The organism is Sphingomonas sp. FW306-05-A (assembly GCF_058782275.1).
This window is the reverse complement of record NZ_JBYSXN010000002.1, coordinates 372489-392429: the sequence shown is the minus strand read 5'-3', so window position 1 is coordinate 392429 and position 19941 is coordinate 372489. Positions and strand designations below refer to the sequence as shown.

12 protein-coding genes and 1 tRNA gene are annotated in these 19941 nt (G+C 61.6%); 7 read left to right on the top strand and 6 right to left on the bottom strand.

Annotated elements, in window-relative coordinates:
• Positions 1-194 precede the first annotated feature (194 nt).
• On the top strand, positions 195-1658 hold the full coding sequence (locus AC3WJR_RS10685) for an FAD-binding oxidoreductase (RefSeq protein WP_492724862.1): 1464 nt from the start codon (positions 195-197) through the stop codon (positions 1656-1658).
• A gap of 58 nt (positions 1659-1716) precedes the next feature.
• The gene (locus AC3WJR_RS10680) at positions 1717-2487 is read left to right on the top strand and encodes a SapC family protein (protein WP_492724860.1); all 771 of its coding nucleotides are present in this window, start codon (positions 1717-1719) and stop codon (positions 2485-2487) included.
• A 301-nt stretch (positions 2488-2788) separates the two neighbouring features.
• On the opposite strand, the gene AC3WJR_RS10675 is transcribed toward AC3WJR_RS10680, so the two are convergent.
• Positions 2789-3670: an N-formylglutamate amidohydrolase gene (locus AC3WJR_RS10675; RefSeq protein WP_492724858.1), complete on the bottom strand. Its 882-nt coding sequence runs from the start codon at positions 3668-3670 to the stop codon at positions 2789-2791.
• A 120-nt stretch (positions 3671-3790) separates the two neighbouring features.
• On the opposite strand from AC3WJR_RS10675, the gene cpdR reads away from it, so the two are divergent.
• Positions 3791-4168 (top strand): cell cycle two-component system response regulator CpdR, encoded by a 378-nt coding sequence (gene cpdR / locus AC3WJR_RS10670; protein ID WP_354282064.1) that lies wholly within the window; start codon positions 3791-3793, stop codon positions 4166-4168.
• A 78-nt stretch (positions 4169-4246) separates the two neighbouring features.
• A tRNA-Val gene (locus tag AC3WJR_RS10665) sits at positions 4247-4321 on the top strand.
• A 303-nt stretch (positions 4322-4624) separates the two neighbouring features.
• Here AC3WJR_RS10665 and AC3WJR_RS10660 read toward each other — a convergent pair.
• A complete protein-coding gene (locus tag AC3WJR_RS10660) occupies positions 4625-9736 on the bottom strand; it encodes a glycosyltransferase family 4 protein (protein WP_492724855.1) in 5112 nt (1703 codons plus the stop codon).
• 556 nt (positions 9737-10292) lie between these two features.
• On the opposite strand from AC3WJR_RS10660, the gene AC3WJR_RS10655 reads away from it, so the two are divergent.
• On the top strand, positions 10293-12404 hold the full coding sequence (locus tag AC3WJR_RS10655; protein WP_492724853.1) for a glycosyltransferase family 4 protein: 2112 nt from the start codon (positions 10293-10295) through the stop codon (positions 12402-12404).
• A gap of 4 nt (positions 12405-12408) precedes the next feature.
• Here the strand turns inward: AC3WJR_RS10655 and AC3WJR_RS10650 are convergent, their stop codons facing one another.
• The gene (locus tag AC3WJR_RS10650; protein ID WP_492724851.1) at positions 12409-13320 is read right to left on the bottom strand and encodes an FkbM family methyltransferase; all 912 of its coding nucleotides are present in this window, start codon (positions 13318-13320) and stop codon (positions 12409-12411) included.
• A 385-nt stretch (positions 13321-13705) separates the two neighbouring features.
• Here AC3WJR_RS10650 and AC3WJR_RS10645 point away from each other — a divergent pair, with 385 nt between their 5' ends.
• Positions 13706-14518: an ABC transporter permease gene (locus AC3WJR_RS10645; protein ID WP_492724849.1), complete on the top strand. Its 813-nt coding sequence runs from the start codon at positions 13706-13708 to the stop codon at positions 14516-14518.
• Between the two features lie 10 nt (positions 14519-14528).
• Positions 14529-15659: a KpsE/RkpR family capsule polysaccharide export protein gene (locus AC3WJR_RS10640; protein WP_492724847.1), complete on the top strand. Its 1131-nt coding sequence runs from the start codon at positions 14529-14531 to the stop codon at positions 15657-15659.
• Positions 15660-15997: 338 nt separating this feature from the next.
• Here AC3WJR_RS10640 and AC3WJR_RS10635 read toward each other — a convergent pair whose 3' ends face one another.
• From AC3WJR_RS10635 to AC3WJR_RS10625, 3 genes are all read right to left on the bottom strand, one after another.
• Positions 15998-17248, bottom strand: coding sequence for a polysaccharide biosynthesis/export family protein (locus tag AC3WJR_RS10635; RefSeq protein WP_492724845.1), 1251 nt, complete (start codon positions 17246-17248; stop codon positions 15998-16000).
• Between the two features lie 86 nt (positions 17249-17334).
• On the bottom strand, positions 17335-18645 hold the full coding sequence (locus AC3WJR_RS10630; RefSeq protein WP_492724843.1) for a glycosyltransferase family 4 protein: 1311 nt from the start codon (positions 18643-18645) through the stop codon (positions 17335-17337).
• Complete coding sequence (locus AC3WJR_RS10625) at positions 18642-19826, bottom strand: glycosyltransferase family 4 protein (protein WP_492724841.1); 1185 nt, start codon at positions 19824-19826, stop codon at positions 18642-18644. The genes AC3WJR_RS10630 and AC3WJR_RS10625 overlap by 4 nt, the downstream gene beginning before the upstream one ends.
• Positions 19827-19941: the final 115 nt, after the last annotated feature.

The following is a 19941-nucleotide window of genomic DNA, read 5'->3' as shown; positions in this document are numbered from 1 at the left end:
ATATGTTGCAGAAACGTCACATATGGGATCGCACTGTATTCGTTACGCTATCGTTACGTGCGTCGAAGCATTCGAACCGATCTGGTTCGTCATGTGGAACTTTCCGTAATGGTTTCTCCGGTGCTTACCGTGACGCGACGCAAAGCGGGGCCGGGCGGCTGGAAACCAAGCGGGATCGGGTCTAGGAAATTCGGGTGACAGCTTCCCAGACCCGCTTCATCGCAGCCGTCCGTGCCCGGATCGGCGACAAGGCCGTGACGACCGATTCGTCCGACATCGCGCCGTGGCTGACCGACTGGCGCGGGCGGTATCACGGCGCGAGCGCGGCGATTCTGTCGCCGGACAGCACGGAAGCCGTCGCCGCAGTGGTTGGGTTGGCGCGCGACCATGGCGTGCCGCTGGTGCCGCAGGGCGGCAACACCTCGATGGTCGGGGGGGCTACGCCGCCCGCCGATGGTTCCGCGCTGATCCTGTCGCTGCGGCGGTTGAACCGGCTACGTCGGATCGATCCCGCCGCGGGCCTTGCGGTGGCGGAGGCCGGGGTCATCCTGCAGGATCTCCACGCCGCGACCGAGGCGCAGGGCATGCGGTTCCCGTTGACCTTGGGCGCCCGCGGCAGCGCGACCGTGGGGGGGCTCGTCTCGACCAATGCCGGCGGTACGCAAGTGCTGCGTTTCGGATCGATGCGGACGCTTGTCGCAGGCCTCGAACTTGTGTTGCCGGACGGGAAGGTCCACGACGGGTTGTCCCCGCTCAAGAAGGACAACCGTGGCTATGACCTGACGCAGCTGCTGGTCGGCGCGGAGGGTACGCTGGGCATCGTTACTGCGGCGACACTCCGTCTGGTCCCGGTCGAGGCCGACCGCGCCACCGGCTGGATCGGGGTTGACAGCCCGCACGCCGCCCTGGCGCTGTTGCGCGTACTCGAGCGGCATTCGGGCGATGCGATCGAGAGTTTCGAGCTTGTTCCCGGCGAGATCCTCGACCTCGTCCTGAAACACATCCCCGGCACGCGCGCGCCGTTGGAAACACGGCATCCCTGGCTGGTACTGATCGACTATGCGACCGATCACGTCGAGCCTGCCGCTCGCGACGTGCTAGAGCGCCTCTTGGGCCAAGCCCTGGAAGAGGGGCTCGCACGCGATGCCGTCGTCGCTGCAAACACGACGCAATCCGCGGCGTTCTGGCGGCTGCGCGACTCGATTTCGGAGGCAGAACGCGCCGAAGGGCCGACTATTGCGCACGACATCTCGGTCGCGGTCGAGACTATGCCCGACTTCATGGTCAATGCGGCAGCCGCGGTGGAGGCGGCCTATCCCGGCGTCCACGCGACGGGATTCGGACATCTGGGCGATGGAAACGTCCATTTCCACGTCAACGCTCCCGCTGGACTCCAGCATGATCCCGTCGCCGCCGATCGCTGGCAACGGGAGGTCGGTGCGCCCGCAAGCCGCATGGTCTATGATCTCGTCGTCGCCGCAGGGGGCTCGATCTCCGCCGAACATGGCATCGGGCAAATGAAGCGCGACGCGCTTGAACGCCTGTCGTCGCCCGCGCGGATGGCCGCACTGCGCGCGATCAAGGCCGGGCTGGATCCGAACGGTCTGATGAACCCGGGAAAGCTCCTCGCCCTTGCGGAAACGCCGCGCGCGCCATAGAGCCGACGATCGTAAGGCGTGGGGGACCTGCGCGCTACTTTTACCATTGGAGACGATCATGGCCAGCGCGCCGCAAACTCTTCCGCTGTTCTACAATGCGCTCGAGCCGCTTTCCAGCGAGACGCATGCCAATTTCCGCTTCAATGCCGCGGATGCAGCACCGTTCCTCGTCAACCAGCATGCGATTCCCGTGACGGTCGACGAATTCGTCGCGACGCAGCCGTGGTTGCCGATCGTCTTCACGACGGGTGCGGATTCGATCCCGATCGCGCTGATGGGCCTCAACGAAGGCGTCAACGTGTTCGTCGGCGACGACGGCAAGCTGATCGAGGACAAGGTCTACATCCCGGCCTACATCCGCCGCTATCCGTTCATGCTCGCACGGCTTCGCCCGGATGCCCAGGACCTGTCGCTGTGCTTCGATCCCACCAGCGACACGATCGGCGCGCTCGACGAGGGCGAGGCGCTGTTTGCCGACGGCAAGCCGACCGAACTCGTCCAGAACATCCTGGGCTTCAACGAGCAGTTCGAGCAGGCCGGTGCGCGCACCGCCAATTTCATGACCGAATTGCGTGAGATGGACCTGCTGATGGACGGGGAGTTCACGCTCAACATGGCGGGCAACGACCAGCCGTTCATCTATCGCGGCTTCCAGATCGTGAACGAGGAAAAGCTCAACGACCTGCGCGGCGATCAGCTGCGCAAGATCCAGAAGTCGGGCCTGTTGCCGCTGGTCTACGCGCACCTCTTCTCGCTCACCACGCTGCCGCAGATCTTCGATCGTCAGGTCAAGCTCGGCAAGGCTCCGGCACCGCAGCTGGTCAACTGATTCGGGCGGAGGCATCGCCTCCGCAGACCGGGAACAAGCAACCCCGTCGCACTGCGGCGGGGTTTTTTGTCGCATGGTTTGGGCGCGTTGCCGGATTAAAGGCATTCTTTTTCAGAAAAAATGCGGCAGGCGCGAAACTCGCTGCGATTCTTCCTTGAAGGACGAAAACCGCTTACCTATATCGGTCTTACGCGGCCTCGTGTTCCCCCCTTTCGCGGGACCGCGCGACGCTCCTTCGGGAGTGTCTCCTCCCTGAACCTTGGCCACCGCGTGTATTGCACGCGGTGGTTTTTTTATGGGGTCATTCCGCCGCGATCTGGTGCGACAGCGATCGAGCGCCCATTGCCTCGGCCTCGACCGCGTCGATCATCGCCCGAAGCACCCGCGCCGTGGCGCGTAGGCCATCCCCCGGCAGGTCGCCTGCCGGATCAAGGTAGAGCGTACGATCGAATTCAATCTGGATCGCGTGGATCACGCCCCCGCGTGCGTGCATGTCTAGGATCTGTGCCCCGGCATAGGGCGTGTTACGGGCGTAAGGAATGGCTGCGGCGCGCACGGTCTGCTCGATCACCGTGACGAACCGTGTATCCGCGCTACGTCCGAACCGGTCTCCCAGAACGATTTGCGGCCCGCCCGGGCCCAGGTTCGGCATCGAATGCACGTCGAGCAACACCGCGATGCCAAACCGCGCCCGCGCGGCCTGTAGCGTGTCGGCAAGCGCTGCATGGTAGGGGCGGTAATCCTCCGCGATCCGCGCCGTGACCTCGCTCGCGCTGAACCGCCTTCGCCACAACTCACCGGCACCCGCGATCCGTCGCGGAATCAGCCCGAGCCCGCCGCGAACCTTCGCCGAGGCGATCGGGGCGGCGGCGGCGCGAGCACCTTCGTCGATCGCCGGATCGCGCTCCTGCTCGCTACGGTTGAGGTCGATCCAGGCACGCGCACGACGCTGCACCAGCATCGTCTCGCGCTCGCGCGCCAGCAGGGCGACGGCATCGACGTACCGGTCCTCCAGCACGGTCGCCGCGACCAGCGGGACGCGCAACGCGGCCAACAGTGCGTCGGGATAGTCGCGTCCGGCGTGTGGCACCGATAGAACGACCGGACTGGCGGGCGTGGCGTCTCCGAACCGATCGAACGGGGGGCGTAGCGGACCTGCGGCAGGGGAATGGGAAGCAGCCATATTGACCTATAGTAGCACAGGCGCAGGGCCGATCCGGCTGGAAAATATTAAGGCCTTCGCGCATACAATACCGCAAATGCGGGCGGTTTGGCCCGGCGGAACGTACCAGGACGCAATGGCATGATCAGGATCTTGTTGGCGGAAGACGATCGCGTGATGCGCGAATATCTGACGCGCGCGCTGGAGCGTTCCGGCTATTCGGTCGCGGCGGTCGATCGCGGTACCGCCGCGATCCCGCTGTTGCAGGACGAACGGTTCGACCTGTTGCTGACCGACATCGTGATGCCCGAGATGGACGGGATCGAACTCGCGCAGAAGGCGAGCGAGATGGTGCCCGATCTGCGTGTGATGTTCATTACGGGTTTTGCCGCGGTGACGCTCAAGGCGGGCAAATCCATGCCGCAGGCGCGTGTGCTGTCCAAGCCGTTCCACCTGCGCGATCTCGTGCTCGAGGTGGATCGCATGTTCGAACTGGAACGGGTCGGCGGAAATTTCTGATTTGTCGCAAGAGGTGCTTGCGCGCGGGGAAAGCCTTCGGTAAAGGCCACCCCTCGCCCGGCACCGCCGCGGCGAAGTGGGCGTGTAGCTCAGTGGTAGAGCACTGTGTTGACATCGCAGGGGTCGCAAGTTCAATCCTTGCCACGCCCACCATTAAAAGCCCGCCAGCTCGATGAGCTGGCGGGCTTTTTTGTTTTGATCGCATGCGGTCAGCTTGGCTCGAACGTATCGCTATGGTGATCGACCGGCATGAGTGCGCGGCATAGATGCCGGAAAGTTCGGCCATCCAGTTCTGCGGTTGTGATCAGCAACCTTCTCCCTCACCGTGCTAGTAAGGGGTAGGGCGGGTATGGGGCGTTTCGACGTCAACTCGTCGCGAAAAAGCCGAAAGATTTGCTAAGTTGGGAAAGGTTTGGGCAATTGACATTCCCTGGCATACGAAGATTGCCGTAAGTCTCAACCTATGCTGGCGGGCGTCGCCGAAACTTCTAACAGCAGCAAGGAAAGTAGACGGCTGTCTTCGTTGATTCCAAGGTCGACTGGTCGTGCGGTCGGCAAACCCGAAATCATGACAGACCGGAACATTTTGGTTGAATCGCTGAACGGAATGAGAAGCGCAAAGCGTCCCGTATCGCTCTCCGGTTCAACGTCGGCGTGCGTTGCTACGCCGTCGACGGTGATAATCAGGTTGGACGCCGCTTCAAGCCTTCCGATGACCTCGGCCACGACCCTGACGCCAGCGGATGTACCCGGGCGCACCCAGAAGGAGACGGTTTCGCCTGCACCCCACTGGATGCTATCTTCCCCTGCGTCGTGCCATGCACCAAACGTGATCCGCCGCAGGGCATTGCCGACAGCGGGGGCGTCCAAAGGCGCTAGCGGACTGAACGTAACCCGCCAGCCGTCAGTATCGTTTGCGTATGGGTCGATCAGATCGGCCGATATGACGATTTTTCCATGTCGCCGCTGCTCCGTTCCGCCTCGAAGCGTCACCAAGGTGTGTCCGGATGGGGCCGGAACAATTTCTGGAGGTTCGCCATCCACTTCGACTGTTCTGACGCGATGCGAGAGCCCCTCGAGCACGAGCACTGCGTCTATATCGCCGCAGGGCGTGCTGAACGGGATCACCGTTTCAACCGCACCCTTCGCCTTGTAGGGAACCTTCGGGAACTGGTCGGCAAGGCTGACGGTGCGGTTAGGCAGCAAGGGCAGGACCACCGTCGAGTTGGCAGTTCGAATACGGAGCATTTTAATCACGAACTCTGGGGCATTGCGCTTCGACCTTGTACACAATGCGAGGGTCAAGGGATCCGACGCCCCCAAGCGGGCGGACGGCACGCGTGCGCTGATCAGGGTGACCCCGGCATCAATAGAATAAGACGTAATGAGATCGTTGTTCGCAAATACGTCGATGATGGTTGATTTGGCGGCTGAGGGATCGACTTCTATGAGCAGATCGATAATCGCCTCTTCCCCCAATCGTAGACGGGCTGTGCCAGTAACGAAGACGAGCAATCCATCGACGGAGGCCACACCCTCCGGCAGCACCTCGCCCGACTGGACGAAGGCCGCCAAGGCGGCGATCCATTGGTCCGGCGTGATCGAGCGCCGTGATGGATTATCGGCTAACATCCGAGCCATATCGAGCGTGACCGGGATACCGAGTATGGCGCGTATGTCAGGCTGGGTGCTTAGTAGGCGTGTTGCGTCGCCAGCGTGCCGCTTCGCTTCGACAATGAACGCACTCAGCCCGAGACCCAAGCGCCGAACGTCGGGTGAACCAGGATGGAGATCACAAGCACGGTGGATGATATCTGTTTCAAGCACGATACGGACCAAGTCGCCGTTTTCCAGAGCACGGCTTGGCACGATGACTCGACCAATCGAATAGTCCGTCTCATGGTTGCCAAGGTCCGGCCCGAACGCGATCGAGCCGCATGTCAGGTCATTGACGGCCACATTATAGATGCACCGATCACCCGGTTGTTTTAGAATGCGCGCAAGAAGTGTTAGCACCATGTCCCCTGCGGGTCGCCCGACAAGGTGGAAGGCAAAAGTGGCACGCCGGTTGCCTGACCAAACGCCCCAAGGTTCGGCGGGATGCCAACCATCTTGAAGGAAACGCGACGCAAAACGATCGTTCACCGCCGCGATTGTACCGGCGAGATACTGGTCCGGCACTGGGCTTCGCGTCTGTGCGTTCAATACGTGGACGATGTTATCTGTGGTTTGTGCCCAACTTGTCATGACAAATCCCGCGCGAACCTCCGCTTCTCGTGATGCACGCGAGGAGGCGGAGCGTGCATAATGCTCAATCCGTGCAGCCCATGCCGACCTGTCCATTGGCGGCAGCAGATCCGTTACTGCTGGCGCGATCTCGGGCGTGGAGGAGGTTGCCGAAGCCAGGCAAATCTTGCCCTGCGACAAGCTTTCGCCAATGGGCAGGCTCCAGCCTTCGTACAGCGATGGGTGAACCGTGAACAGGCTTTGCTCGTACAGCCGAGCAAGCAGGATATCGTCGACGTCTTCAAGAATCTGAACATGCGTGTTGACGCGGCTATCTTCGCGGAGGGCGCGTGCTGCAGCCTGCCCATCCCAGGAAACCCCGCCAACGATCACGAGATGCGGCGCGGAATCGCCCATGCGCTCACACAACATGACCCACACATCATATAGAAGGCTGTAGTTGTTTCGAACGTCAATCTCGCCAATCGCGAGAACGAACGGCACAGCGGACAACTTCTCGCACACTGCCTGTGCGGCGGGCGTAATCACGCCTTTCGAGAAGTCGCCAATCTCATCCGCTAACCGTATTCTACCCAACGTTGGCGTATCGATTTCCTGAGCCATGCAGAACCGACCGACGTCGCGTCCGGTGCTGTCCGAATTGATCAGGATACGATCAGCATTCGAGACGATAGTTCGGCAGTTCGTGGTCCATTTATCGGCATAGCCTTCTTCGAACCAATGCGGGAAAAGGTAGGGAGTAAGGTCGTGCAGGAGAACGTTAAGCCTGAGTCCGAACCTGCGCGATAAGCTGACAATCGAGGCCGTATATGTCGCACTCTGCGTCCACCCGCTCCCGACCGTGATCATGTCCGAGAAGCCAATGAAATTGCGTGGTAGGGATGGGCGTGAGACACTATTGCGAACAAGTTTGACATAGCTACCGATTGACCCAAGTTCGACAATGGCGCGGGGAAGCTCGACGAATTCGCTGGAGTCGAGATAGAGGATGAACCGTACTGCTACGTCAGTACGTGACAGCAACGCACGCGCGATCGCGCATTCAACGCGGACAATACCGGAGTATTTTTCCAGGTTGTTCGCCCACGTCGTGATATCAAACACGATACCAGTCGCAGCGGGGGGCGTGGCCAAAGGGGGCGGCGTCATCGGCAAGGTTGCGTCAGTCGCTGGGGCGACGGCAGCCTCATATACGGCCAGCGTAGCTTTCGCATGGGTTGACCAATTGTACTGCTCGCGAACCAGCTGGCGTAGTGCCTCGCGTGCGCTCTCGTCGCCCGCGGTCTCCCACGCGCGGATGATTTCCTCGCGAATAGAGGTCATGCTTGCGGGGTTGCAGTACGCAGCATGGCAACCAAAATATTCGATCTCGGCAGAGCGGTCTGAGAGCACCATGGGAACGCCAGCGGCTGCCGCTTCCAACGCGGCCAGTGGGGCACCCTCCGCCCAGCTGGGAAGCGAAAAGACGCGCGCGCCGGCGATAGCCGAGGTGAGCAGCGGTGAAGTAGGGTCGATCCGCCCTATCACATGCAGGTTAGGACCCCCGAAACTGCGTATCAATGCGGCATACTCAGCGTCCGCTTCGTGACCAATAAGGACGAGCGGAAGCCCTGTCGCCGCCAGTGCAGCGGCCAGCATCAACTGGTTCTTGCGGACCTCTATGCGTCCGACACATAAGACGTAGTCGTCCAAACCGTATGTCGTTCGAAACAGGTCGGGATCTGCCGCGTTGAAACGTTCCAGATCTACCGGGTTATGGACAAGAAACGGATTCGTCGCGGGAGCCCCTACCAGCCGTTCAAAAAGTTCGCGTTCCTGAACGCTGAGAAAAATCGTGGCGAAGCTGATCTTGTTGATCGCAGAAAGCGCTGCGGTGTATCCAGGTACGAAATCCTTCGGCTGCCGTTGTTGCTGCTCGTGGAGGGCAAACGCATTGTCGACGAGGGCTTCCGCATTCTGCGCATTCTGAGCGCAGCGAAACGCCTGCAGCAGGTCAACTTGCCAGAACGGTGCTTCACTCAAATCGAGCAGGATCGGTGAGAAAACGAATGGACGGTGCAACCGTTCGACTTGGCGAGCCATGCGATAGGCATCGCTGGGGGCCCAGATATTGAAGCCGTGTACGACATCAGCTGCAGCGACCGTAGCATTGATGCGATTGTTGGCGGTGGCACGCACCCCGAGCTTGACCAGTTCATCTCTGGTGCGTGGTACCCGAACGCTCGGGCCACCCAAGGCGGTATCCTCCGCACCATGCGTCAGCAGTGCGACCGAACGAATATTCGTGTGAGGCAATGACATAGGTAATGAACGCGTTTCTTTAGGGGCCAGCGTTGCAAAAAGTTCATCGTGTGACTGTACCCAACTTTGCCAAGTTAAATCAGTGACATGGTCCCGCAAAGCGAACCGTTCGGCACGAAGCTGCTGTAGTACGCCGCGTAGCGATGCCGCATTGCCCCGCTCGAAATGAATATGCGGAAATTCCGCCGCCCAGCCGACATCGGAAGCGATTACCGGAACGCCACTGGCCAGCGCTTCCAGCACACTCATCGGCCCGCCTTCATTGGTTGCCGGCACCAGGACGTAGTCCATTGAACGGTAGAATTCGGGAAGCGCTTCGGGCGCGATATGCAGCCCAGGGGCGGGCCATCCATCGCCGGTGAAATGCCAATCTATATCGGCTACGTCCATTACCGCGCGGACCAGTGCTTCGCCCTTGCGCCCGGTATGGTACGTCCGGCCTACGACGGCGATCTTCAGCCGCGGCCGGAACCGATCGAGGTCAATCCCCGGGCAGATGCACTTTCGTTTGACCACGCCCAACGCTTCGACAAGGCGATCAGTGGCGTTCGACATCGATACGGCATAGTCGACGGCTTTGGCAGCTTCGTCGAAACGACGGCCTGCACTAGGTTCCTCTTCTCGATGAGTGAACAGTGCGAGTTCTACCGGGGAAACGCGCTTCGTCCGTGCGCTGTAGGTCATATAGTATTGCAACGCCGCCGTTGGATCAGCGATGGTATCAGCAGTCACATACGGAAGCGTATCGACCAACTGCTGGGCAAGCTCTTCGATAATCCAATTGCGATCACTTAAAACAATATGGACATGGGGTCGTTGAGTCGCGGAAATACCAATTGGTTTTCGTAGCAAACTAACATCTCCCAAATAAAAGTCACAGAGTCTTTGTGAAATATACCTACTGTTACTTTGCGAAAAAAATGTCCAAAAAGTCGTAGATATTGTCAGAAAGTTCAGGCGGGTGGAGGTCGGTAAGGCCCGAAGCCGGCAAAACTCCGGAATATGTTTTGATACCTGCAATTATCACCGATAAAAACTAGATTGTCCTCAAACCTTTCAAAAGACAAGTATTCTGTCGGTTCATCGCCACTCTGGCGGCTGCTCTTACGACACGCGCTTTCTGAGCCAGGTCGATCACGGTGACCTCCATTCGGAGGGGGGGGCAGATGGGTCGGGATCGGTTCCATCCCGCACCCAAAGCAACGCCCAAGCTTCCAACTGCAAGCGCCCTTCTTGGTGCGTGGCTTGCAGAATTTAGTGCGTGGCTTGCAGAACGTAGGCCAGCTCTCACAATTCGCAATTGCGAATCACCGGCACCTTTCGATGCTTAAATATGACAATAATCTCAATTATGCCGCCCCGCCCTTGGCATCGCCTGGCGGAATTCCATCGTCGGGAAGCGTAAACCAAGCCCGCCCCCGGATTGCTGCGAGTTCTCGCGGCCCCGTAAAATGATTGTCAGTTCACTCGTCGGCCCGCTAGGGACGATGCGATGCGATCAACCAAAAGATGGCCCCTCAACAGTTGGTGGGACCGCGTGGTCAGGCGGATTCCGCTTGGGCCGCGATCAAACGGGGTGCGCGTACGCCGAACCACCGCGCTCCATATCAAGATTGGGAATGCCGCTCGCGGCGTGCAGGATTGGCGTACTGCCGCCGATGCTTATGCCCAAGCCCTGTCAGGCGAGCCCCACCTCCAGCATCTCTGGGTGCAGCTTGGGCATATGGAGAAGGAAGCCGGCGAGATCGACCGGGCTACCAGCGCCTATGAAGAAGCCGCCCGCCTGCGCACGACGGATGCCGAGCCATTGCTCCAGCTCGGTCACATGGCCAAGGCGTGGCGTCAGCCGGCCGAGGCCGCCAGCTATTTCGTGACGGCGCTGAAGCGCGACCCGACGAATTTGCAAGCGGTGTCCGAACTGGTGCGGCTGATGCCCGATCGCGACGATGTCGATCCCGCCTTCCTGTCGGACGCGCTGAGCGTATTGGGGATCGACCCGGCGGAACTGCGGTCGGAGGATACCGGACACTTGCCCCCGGGGGCGATGGTGTTCGACGTGACCGACCTGCTCGCCTTTTTCGGGCAGCGCCGGCTCCCGACCGGGATCCAGCGCGTCCAGATCGAGGTTTCGCTGGCCTGTCTCGAGCAGGTGTTCGATCCGCAGCCGGTATTCTGCGTCTATGCCAGCGCGCGACGCGGCTGGATCACGTTGCCGCACGATCAATTCGATGCATTGTGCCGTCTGGCGCGGCAAAGCGACGACATCGCAGATCCCGCCTGGATCGCCGGGCTCGATCACCTGTATCGGAAGATCGCCACCGCGCGGACGATCCGGTTCGCACCGGAAACCGTGCTGGTCAATCTGGGAACGTCCTGGTCCGACCGGAACTATTTGGTCGATGTCCGCCGGATCCGCGCGCGGCACGGGGTGGTCTACGTTCCGCTGGTCTTCGACCTGATCCCGTTGATCGGGCCACAATGGTTCGCGCAATCACTGGTCCGCGATTATCGTGCGTGGTTCGGGTCCCTGCTGCATTCAGCAGATGGGTGCCTGGCCATTTCGGAGGCGACGCGCGCGGATCTCGTGCGGACATCGGTCGAATGGAATGCCCCGATTCCAGAGCAATCGGTTCCGGTCGTCCGCCTGGACGGGGATTTCCGTCAAGCCGCAGCCCCGGTAGAGGCCTTGCGGCCCTACGGCCTCGAAACGCAACGGTATGTGTTGTTCGTATCGACACTCGAGCCGCGCAAGAACCACCAGGGTGCGTTTGAAGCGTGGCTGGCGCTTGCCGAAAGCGTCGGCGAAGCGGCGGTGCCGCGGCTGGTATGCGTCGGGGGGCGCGGATGGTTGAACGAGCATCTCCACAAGATGCTGCGCGATCAGCCGGCGCTGCGGCGCATGATCCTGATCCTGCATGGCATCCCGGATGACACGCTGGCTGCCCTGTACGAGCATTGCCTGTTCGCGCTGTATCCGAGCTTCTACGAAGGCTGGGGCCTGCCGGTTTCGGAAGCGCTCTCTTACGGCAAGGTCCCCGCGATCTCGCGCGTTTCCTCCTTGCCGGAAGCGGGAGGGCGTCATGCGCGCTATTTCGACCCGAATGACGCGGCGGATATCGCCGCGACGGTTCGTCCGCTGCTCGACGACGGCGCGCGACAGCATGCCGAGGCGGCAATCCGCCAGGAGTATGCACCGCGTACATGGCAAGCGATCGCGCGTGACGTGGTGCAGCAGGCGCGATCGGTCACGGCGCGGGCAGATGCAACGCTGCCGCGCGTCAATGCCGGGACCTGGACGTTTGCGCTGGCGCAGCGGAACGAAAACGCCGATCCCGCCGCGCCGGTCCTGACGGCACAGCAAGGTGAGACCCTTCGCGATGGGCCAAGCTGGCTGTCACCGGGTGTCACCGGTTGCCGCATCGATGGCGACGATGCCGCCTTGCGGTTCGACTGGACAGGGGGCGAGGGCGCGAGGCTCCACCTTCATTTCGCCGCAACCCGTCACGCCGTAGCGGTCCGGGTCGATATCGCCGGCGTAGCGCATGACGGTGCGGCCAAGCCCGATCACGGGATGGTCGTTGCTGGCGAACTTCCGCGAACTGCGGGAATCCTGCAGATCCCGATCCTCCCGCTGACCGGTCAGGTCATCCTCGAGAAGATCGTGATCGAGCACGCCGCGCAGGCGTGATCGGTCAACGGACGAGCAGGAGCATCACGTCTTCGGTGGGGGGAGCGGCAAGGATCGCTTCACGGGTCGTCGTCTGGATCCCCGCCTCGAGCGTGATCTCCGCCAGGGTGAAACCGTCCGCGACGATCTGATCGATGAACGCCCCCGGATCGGCATAGCGCATCCGGGCGAATTCGAGCACGATCGTCAGCGAACGCCGTTGCGCAAGGATCCCGGCCATACCGTGCCAGATCGCGAGTTCCGACGTGTCGGCGTCGATCTTGATGAGGTCCGCGTCGAGCAACTCGGCATAGCTGTCCAGACGCCGGGTCCGCATGAAGCGGGTTTCGGTGGCAGCGTCGCCCGAAACGGGATGATCGGCAGGGAGCAGATGACCGTTCTTGGGTTCATCGGTCGGCACGACCAGCAGCACATCCCCTTCTGCATCGGCAAGGGCCTGCTCGTGGACCGTGGCGATGTCGGCGAAACCGTTGATCGCAAGACTTTGCGTCATGCGCCGCGCCAGGTCGGTGTTGGGCTCGAACGCGTAGACATGCCCGCCCGAACCGACCAGATCCGCCATCAATAGCGAAAAATAGCCCAGGTTCGCACCGACATCGACCACCTTCATGCCGGGTTTGACCAGCTTGGTGAGCAATTCGGTAAGCCACATTTCCCAATAGCCATCGAGCAGCAGATGGCTCGACAGCCCGACATCGGTGGTATCGACGATCATCTTGTAACGACCAAGGACGCGGCACAGCGAACGCCCGTCTCCGAGATAGGCATTGCTGCAGAGAGCGCGGATCACCGCCTCGTTGCGCTGCCGCGAATGGGTCAGGAGATGGTCGAGATGGAACAGGCGGATGCCCGCATCGGTGGACGATCGCCGCGTTAAACGCGCGGCAATGCCCGACAGGAGGGGGGAGTGCTTCATTCGGGGGGCCATATGCCAAGCCGGGCAATAAGGCGACTATTTAACAACAGGAACCGTGTGCGTCGCTTTGCCGGGCAGGGGGACTCACCAATGGCTGAACGATCTAGCGTCAGCGTCTTACCAGCTTGTATGTCCTTTTCTTACCGCCTAAACGCCTCGCCATGCTCAGCGACGGATCCGATAACAGCGTATGGTGTCGCTTGGACAAGCCCGTGCGCAATTTCGGGGTTTCTGGCCTTTTGGACTCTACGGTGACGGCGACATATGTCCCCTGGGAAATGCGTTCGGATGATACGAACGTGTTACCGATTTCAGCAAATGTTCGCCGTGGTCTTCGTCACAGGATGTCGTGCCGTACGTCTCGCGCCGCCATGGATAGTCATATATGACCATGATTTCGGGTACGTCGGGATCGACTGGCGATCGGGGTTTCTGGCGTGGACTGCAGGTCCAGGGGAACGTCATCGGCGCGCTGCTAATGCGCGAGTTGCATACCCGATACGGTCGGGAGAATATCGGATATCTGTGGATTTTTCTTGAGCCGATGTCGCTGGCAGCAGCGGTAGCGGTGCTGCATACCGGAAGCGGTTCACATGGTGGTATCCATCCTGTTCCGTTCGCTATCCTGGGTTATACCGTTTTCATCATGTTCCGCGGTATGGTGACACGTGCGGAAGGGGTGCTCGAATCGAACATGCCGCTGCTTTATCATCGGCGTGTGACCATTCTTGACATGATGGTGGCCCGCGCCCTGCTCGAAGCGGCCGGCACCATTATGAGCCTATTCGTCCTGCTCGGGTTCGTGACGATCATGGGATTGGCCACCGTTCCTGATCGACCGTTCGAGTTGCTGCTCGGTATCCTGCTAATGATCTGGTTTTCGTTTGGATTGTCCATGCTGATCTGCGCGTGGACCCACGACAACCGTCTGGTCGCACGCTTCGTTCACCCGATCACGTATGTGCTGATGCCGCTATCCGGCGCGTTTTATCAATTGATCTGGATACCGGAGCCCTACAGGTCGTGGCTCACTTGGTTCCCGCTGGTAACCATATTCGAACTCGTGCGCTTCGGACAATTTCATGCCGCAAAAGATACGTACGTCGATGTCTCCTACATTGCCATCTGGTGTCTGACGCTCACCTATTTCGGACTCACGTCTATTCGGGCGACGCGGCGTCGCGTTCACCTTCACTAAGGTAGCCATCTTGAATAACTCCTCTTCAACCGACCGGTCCGGGCTGATTGGGTGGTTGCGCGCACACCGCAACTGGTGCCTGATCGTGCTGTTACCGACAGCGCTCGTTGCTGCTTATTACTATCTCATCGCAGCGAATCAGTATGAGTCCGAAGCGCATTTCGTCGTCAGGACGGCCGACTCCCAGCCCGCCGCGCCGACGGGGCTAGGGCAGGCCTTGACCCTTGTCGGCGGCGCTTCGTCGGAGCGCGATGCCTTGGTCGTCGCGGACTATCTCAAATCGCATGACGCGGTTGCCGCGTTGCAAAGCCGGATCGGACTAAGCCAGCGGTTCCGCCGACCGGAAGCGGACTTTTTCTCCCGGCTCTGGTATTCAAGCCCGACCCCGGAACAGCTTCTGCGCTATTTCAACGGCAAGGCGGACGTTGATGTCAGCACGGAAACCGGCATCACGGTGCTGAGGGTTCGAAGCTTCCGACCGGAGGATTCGTACCTCATTATTCGCGAATTGACCCAGCTCGGAGAGAACCGGGTTAACACACTGAACAAGCGCAACTACGCCAATGCCGTGGCCATGTCGCGGCAGCGCGTCGAGGAAGCGGAATCCAGTCTGGCGCAGGTGCAGGGCAGGATTACGCAATTCCGTCGCAGCGGGCAAGATTTCAACCCACAGGTCACCGGAACGTCGCGCACCAGCATGGTTTCACAATTGCAGGGTCAATTGGCAGTCGCGCAGGCGCAAGAATCGTCGATGGCCGCAGTACTCGCCTCGAACAGTCCGCAGCTTCAGGCAACGCGTCAACGCGTGGCGGCATTATCCCGTCAGGTCGCAGCCGAGACGTCCAAATTGTCGAGCGGTCCCGGTAACGTGGCGTCGGGAATGGGCGCTTACGAAGGGATCAAGATGCGCCAGGAAATGGCTGGCAAGCAGTTTGAAATGGCCTCGACCGCGCTCTTGCGGGCACAGGACGAGGCACGCCGTCAACAGTTGTTCGTCGTGCCTGTCGTCGATGCCAATCTGCCGGTCCGTGCGCTCTATCCGCAGCGCACGAAGATCGTCGTAACGGTATTTCTGTCGCTCTTGCTCGTTTATGGCATTGGCTGGCTGATCGCAGCAGGCGTGCGGGAGCATGCGGCCTGATCGCAACGCGACGAGACCGGCGCGGGATGCGCGCCGGTCTCGTCAGGGTCGTCGCCTCGGGTAATGCGCACGCTACCCGAAACAGCGCGATTGACGGCGTTGTGACATCGTTTTCGTGCAGGACGCGGCTGCCTGAACGCAGCAAATGCGCATATTAAGTGATTTCGAGACAGCTTTTAGACGCACACCAGCGCCACCGAGCGGCTGACTGTTAGCGATGCTGGAGCCCTGTGGTCTTGTTGCCGCAGCCGCAATGCGACTCTCGCCAGTACCACAGTGGGCCCAAATTGCCCCAGTCCAGCTACAGTGGCATACCTATGGTCCTAAGAAGGGCGCGATCAGCGGGTCGCATTCTGCACCGCGATGACCGGCGAGAACAGTTGCCCCAGTGCCTGTACGAGCTTCAGCGGCTGGTTGGCCGACGCATTGGCGATATACACGACGTCTTTGTCCCGCATCACGAACCGCTGCGCCAGAAAGTAGTTCTGCGCCCGCAGCATGTCGATCCGATAAATCACCGGTTTGACGGTCATCGCAACGGGGACCGCAGGGTCACCCGGACGCGCCGGTCCCACCGGTGCCGTAGCACCCTCGGGCAGGCGGAAAACGAAGACCGAGCGCGGATCGGCGCGACCGTCATTCGGTCCGCCGGCGCGCGCGAGCGCCTCGGCCAGCGTCAGCGTGCGGCTTTCGAACGGGATCTGCGAAATCCGGTCGATCGCGCCGAAAACCGTGAACGTGCGCGGCTGGCGGATCAGTTCGATCCGGTCACCACCCAGCAGGACGAGATCGTCCGCCGATCCCGACAATACCGTATCGAGCGGCTGCTCGACGGTCCTGCCGCGCCGCGTGAACCGTACGATCGAATCCTGTGCGCCGGTGCCGGTCGCCGTCGATGCGCCGCTCTGGGTAGCGCGCGTTATGCCGCCGGTGTCTGCAATGACATCGAGCAGACGTTCGCGTGCCAGCGTCAGGGGGACGCGGCGTGGAGCGGAGACCGCGCCCATCACAACGACGGTGTTGGCGACGTTGCGCCGCAGCGAGACGATTACCTGCGGACTTTGCGATTTCCCGCGGAGACCCGCCAGGATCTTGCGTTGTACCTCGGCAGGCGTAAGCCCGGTAACCGCGATCGTTCCGACATACGGAACGGTTATGGTGCCGTTGCGGTCGACGACGACGCCACCGTCGCCGATCGTCTGCGACGATGCAGACGGTGCCGCCTCGCCAACAGCGCTACCCCCGGCCGCACTCGCGCTGGCGATCGAGGCGCGTCCGCCGAAGAGCGATGCGCCGACTTCGTAAATCTCGACCGAGAGCACGTCGCCGGGTCCAAGCGTGTCGACATATCCTTCCGCGGACAGCGCCGCCAAGGCGCCGGTCGGGGTATCCATCGTCGACAGGGCGCCGATATTGCTGGGTGCGATGTCGACGACCTCGAACCCGATGTCGTTCTGCTTGGTAACATCCTGGGTAATCTGGCGCCCGGTCGGGCCGTTGCGGGGAAGCGTGGCACAACCGCTTACTGCAGTCAGGGCAAGCAGGGTCAGACCGGGGCGTACGATGTTCATTGAGCGCTTAGTACGCATGATATTACTCCAGTGTCGCTCAAGGCAGCACAGTTTGATCGACAGCGTGACGCGGGATCGCCCAGGCACGCGCTTCGTCAGTCCGCCTAGCGCCTAGCGACCTGTTGGTAAAGTTGACGAACGCGTTCCGCAAACGCCGCACGGGAGAATAGCGCCGCCTGCGCTGGCCCCTGTTCGGAGAGCCGGGCGCGCAATGCTGCATCCGTATCAAGTCGACGGAGCGCAGCCACCATCGCGTCGACATCATATGGGTCAACCGCCAGCGCCGCCGCGCCCGCCACTTCGGGAAGCGCGCCCGTCGTGCTCGACAGCAGCGGGACGCCGGCCGCAAGCGTCTCCAGCGCGGGAAGGCCAAAGCCCTCATACAGCGCAGGAAACAGGCTCGCCTTGGCGCCGTGCAACAAATCGGTGAGCAATGCCCGCGGAACGTAATCGATCCGGCGGATCCGGTCGACGCCGGGCAGTTGGCGGCCATGCGCCGTACCGAGCAACTTGAGTTCGCGATCGGCATGCCAGGCTTCCGCGCCGACGATTACCAGCGGCGTTTCGAGATCCGCCTCGAGATACGCCTGGATCACGCGTCCGAGGTTCTTCTTGGGCTCGATTGCCCCGAAGAACAGGAAATAGCCCTTTAGGTCGAGGTCGAACAGGCGCCGCAGGCGCCCTGCCAACGCCTGCGGATCGCGCAGCGCGGGCATGTCGCTTGCCTGGTAGCAATTGGTGACATGCCCCGGGTTGGCACCGAGCAGCTCGATGATATCGGAACGCGACTTTTCCGAGACCGTTACGATGTGATCGCCGCGCGTCACGCAGGCGCGGGTCAGCGTGTCGTAATATCGTTTATCCTCAAGGCTTGCGCGCGGCAGTCGCAAGGGCACCAGATCGTGCAGCGTGTAGATATTGCGCGCTCCCGCCACGCGCAGGGGCAGGGGGTAAGTCCAGTGCATGATCGTCGGCGGGTTGGGCATCCGCAATGTCATGAAACGCCCATAGCGACGGAAATGCCGCGCGCACACGTCGTAGATCTCGCTGAGGTTGAACAGCCGATCGAACCGCGGCAACCGATCCCCCGCATCCTCCAGCACCGCACGGCCGGTGACCGGGATCTCGATCATGTCATGCGCGAACGGATGTACCCGCCACCGCCTGACCTTCTTGCGCCAGTTGAGCCGCTTCGGGGCGTCCGCACCCAATTGCCCGAAAAACAAGGATTCGCGCAGGTCGATGTCGGCCTTGCGCGGAATGTTGACGCCGAAGACAAGATCGATCGGGTAGCCGAGTTCGTCGATCGCAGCGGCAAGGTTGCGGCCGTAGGTCGCGACCCCGGTTCCCTGCGGGAGGGCAAGATTGTAGCCATCGAGGCCTACCCGTACGGGCGATACGCTGGTGTCGGTCATGCCATCCCGTACAGGGTAAGCAGGCGCTGTGCATAGGGGGCGAGCGCAAAGTGTTGGGCGCGGGCAATTCCTTGCGCAGACAATCTGTCCCGCAGGGCGGCGTCCGCATCGATCGTGACCAGCGCATCGCGGAGTACGGCGATATCGAGGGGATCGGCCAGCATTGCGGCACCACCCGCGACTTCCGCCAGCGCAGCGACGTCTCCGGCAAGCACTGGCGTGCCGAGCGCCATGGCCTCGATCACCGGCAAGCCGAACCCTTCCGCGAGCGACACAAATACCAGGGCGCGGGCATTGGCGATCAGGGAAAGCACCGCGGCGCGCGATTGCAGTCCCAGGCGCACCGCGCCAGGGGTCCCGGCGATCTGCGCGTCGATATGAACAGAGTCGAGGCCGTCCGGTCCGGAGATGACCAAAGGCGTTGTGATCCCGCTAATGCGATAGGCCTCGAGCAGGCGGGGCAGGTTCTTGCGGGCTTCGACCGCTCCAACATACAGAAGATACCCGTCCCGCCGCAGGCCGTCGGGTAGCGCTTGGGGCGCCGTAGTGCTGACAGCATCGGCGCTTGCGGTGACGACGGCTACGGCCTGATGGCAGGACGGTACGATCTCGCGTGGCCAGCCCATGCGGGCGACGATCTGATCGCGGGCAGCCTCCGATACGGTGGCGAACTCTCCCCCCGCAGCGCGCAACGCGTTCAGCAGTTTTCGCAGCCGAGGGCCATTGACGGGGCTTGGGATCGCCGGATCAAGCGGCAGGACATCGTGCACGGTATAGAGGTTTCGCCAGCCGACCGCCCGGAGCGGGAGGGGATAGGTCCAGTGCATCGTTCCAGGCGGTCCGGGCAGGATGATCGGCATTGGCCGGCGGTGGATATCGAAAAACACCTGCGCCTCGCGAAACACGTCGCGGATTGCGAACCCGTGCGGCGCGACGGTCGCGCGACGCGCCCACGGGCGGGCGGCGGCCAACAGCTTGCCGAACTGTGTCCGGCGTACCGTAATGCCGCCGTCGCCAAGGATCGCGGGATCAACCCCCGCACCTTGCAGCGCGGCGATCAATGTCCGCGCAAATTGACCGACCCCGGTGCCCGACCCGGCGTCGTTCAGCATGCGTCCGTCGATGCAGATCGAGGTGATCCCGGCGAGCCTCGCAGAAAGGCTCGCCACCTGCCGTGTCACTGTATCACGTCTCCGCGGGACGGGTGGTGGTTGCGTTTAGGATATCGCACTTCGCAGCGCCACAGTAGTTGGCTGACAGCGCTGCTAGCGACACTATGGAACGGATCCGAACGTA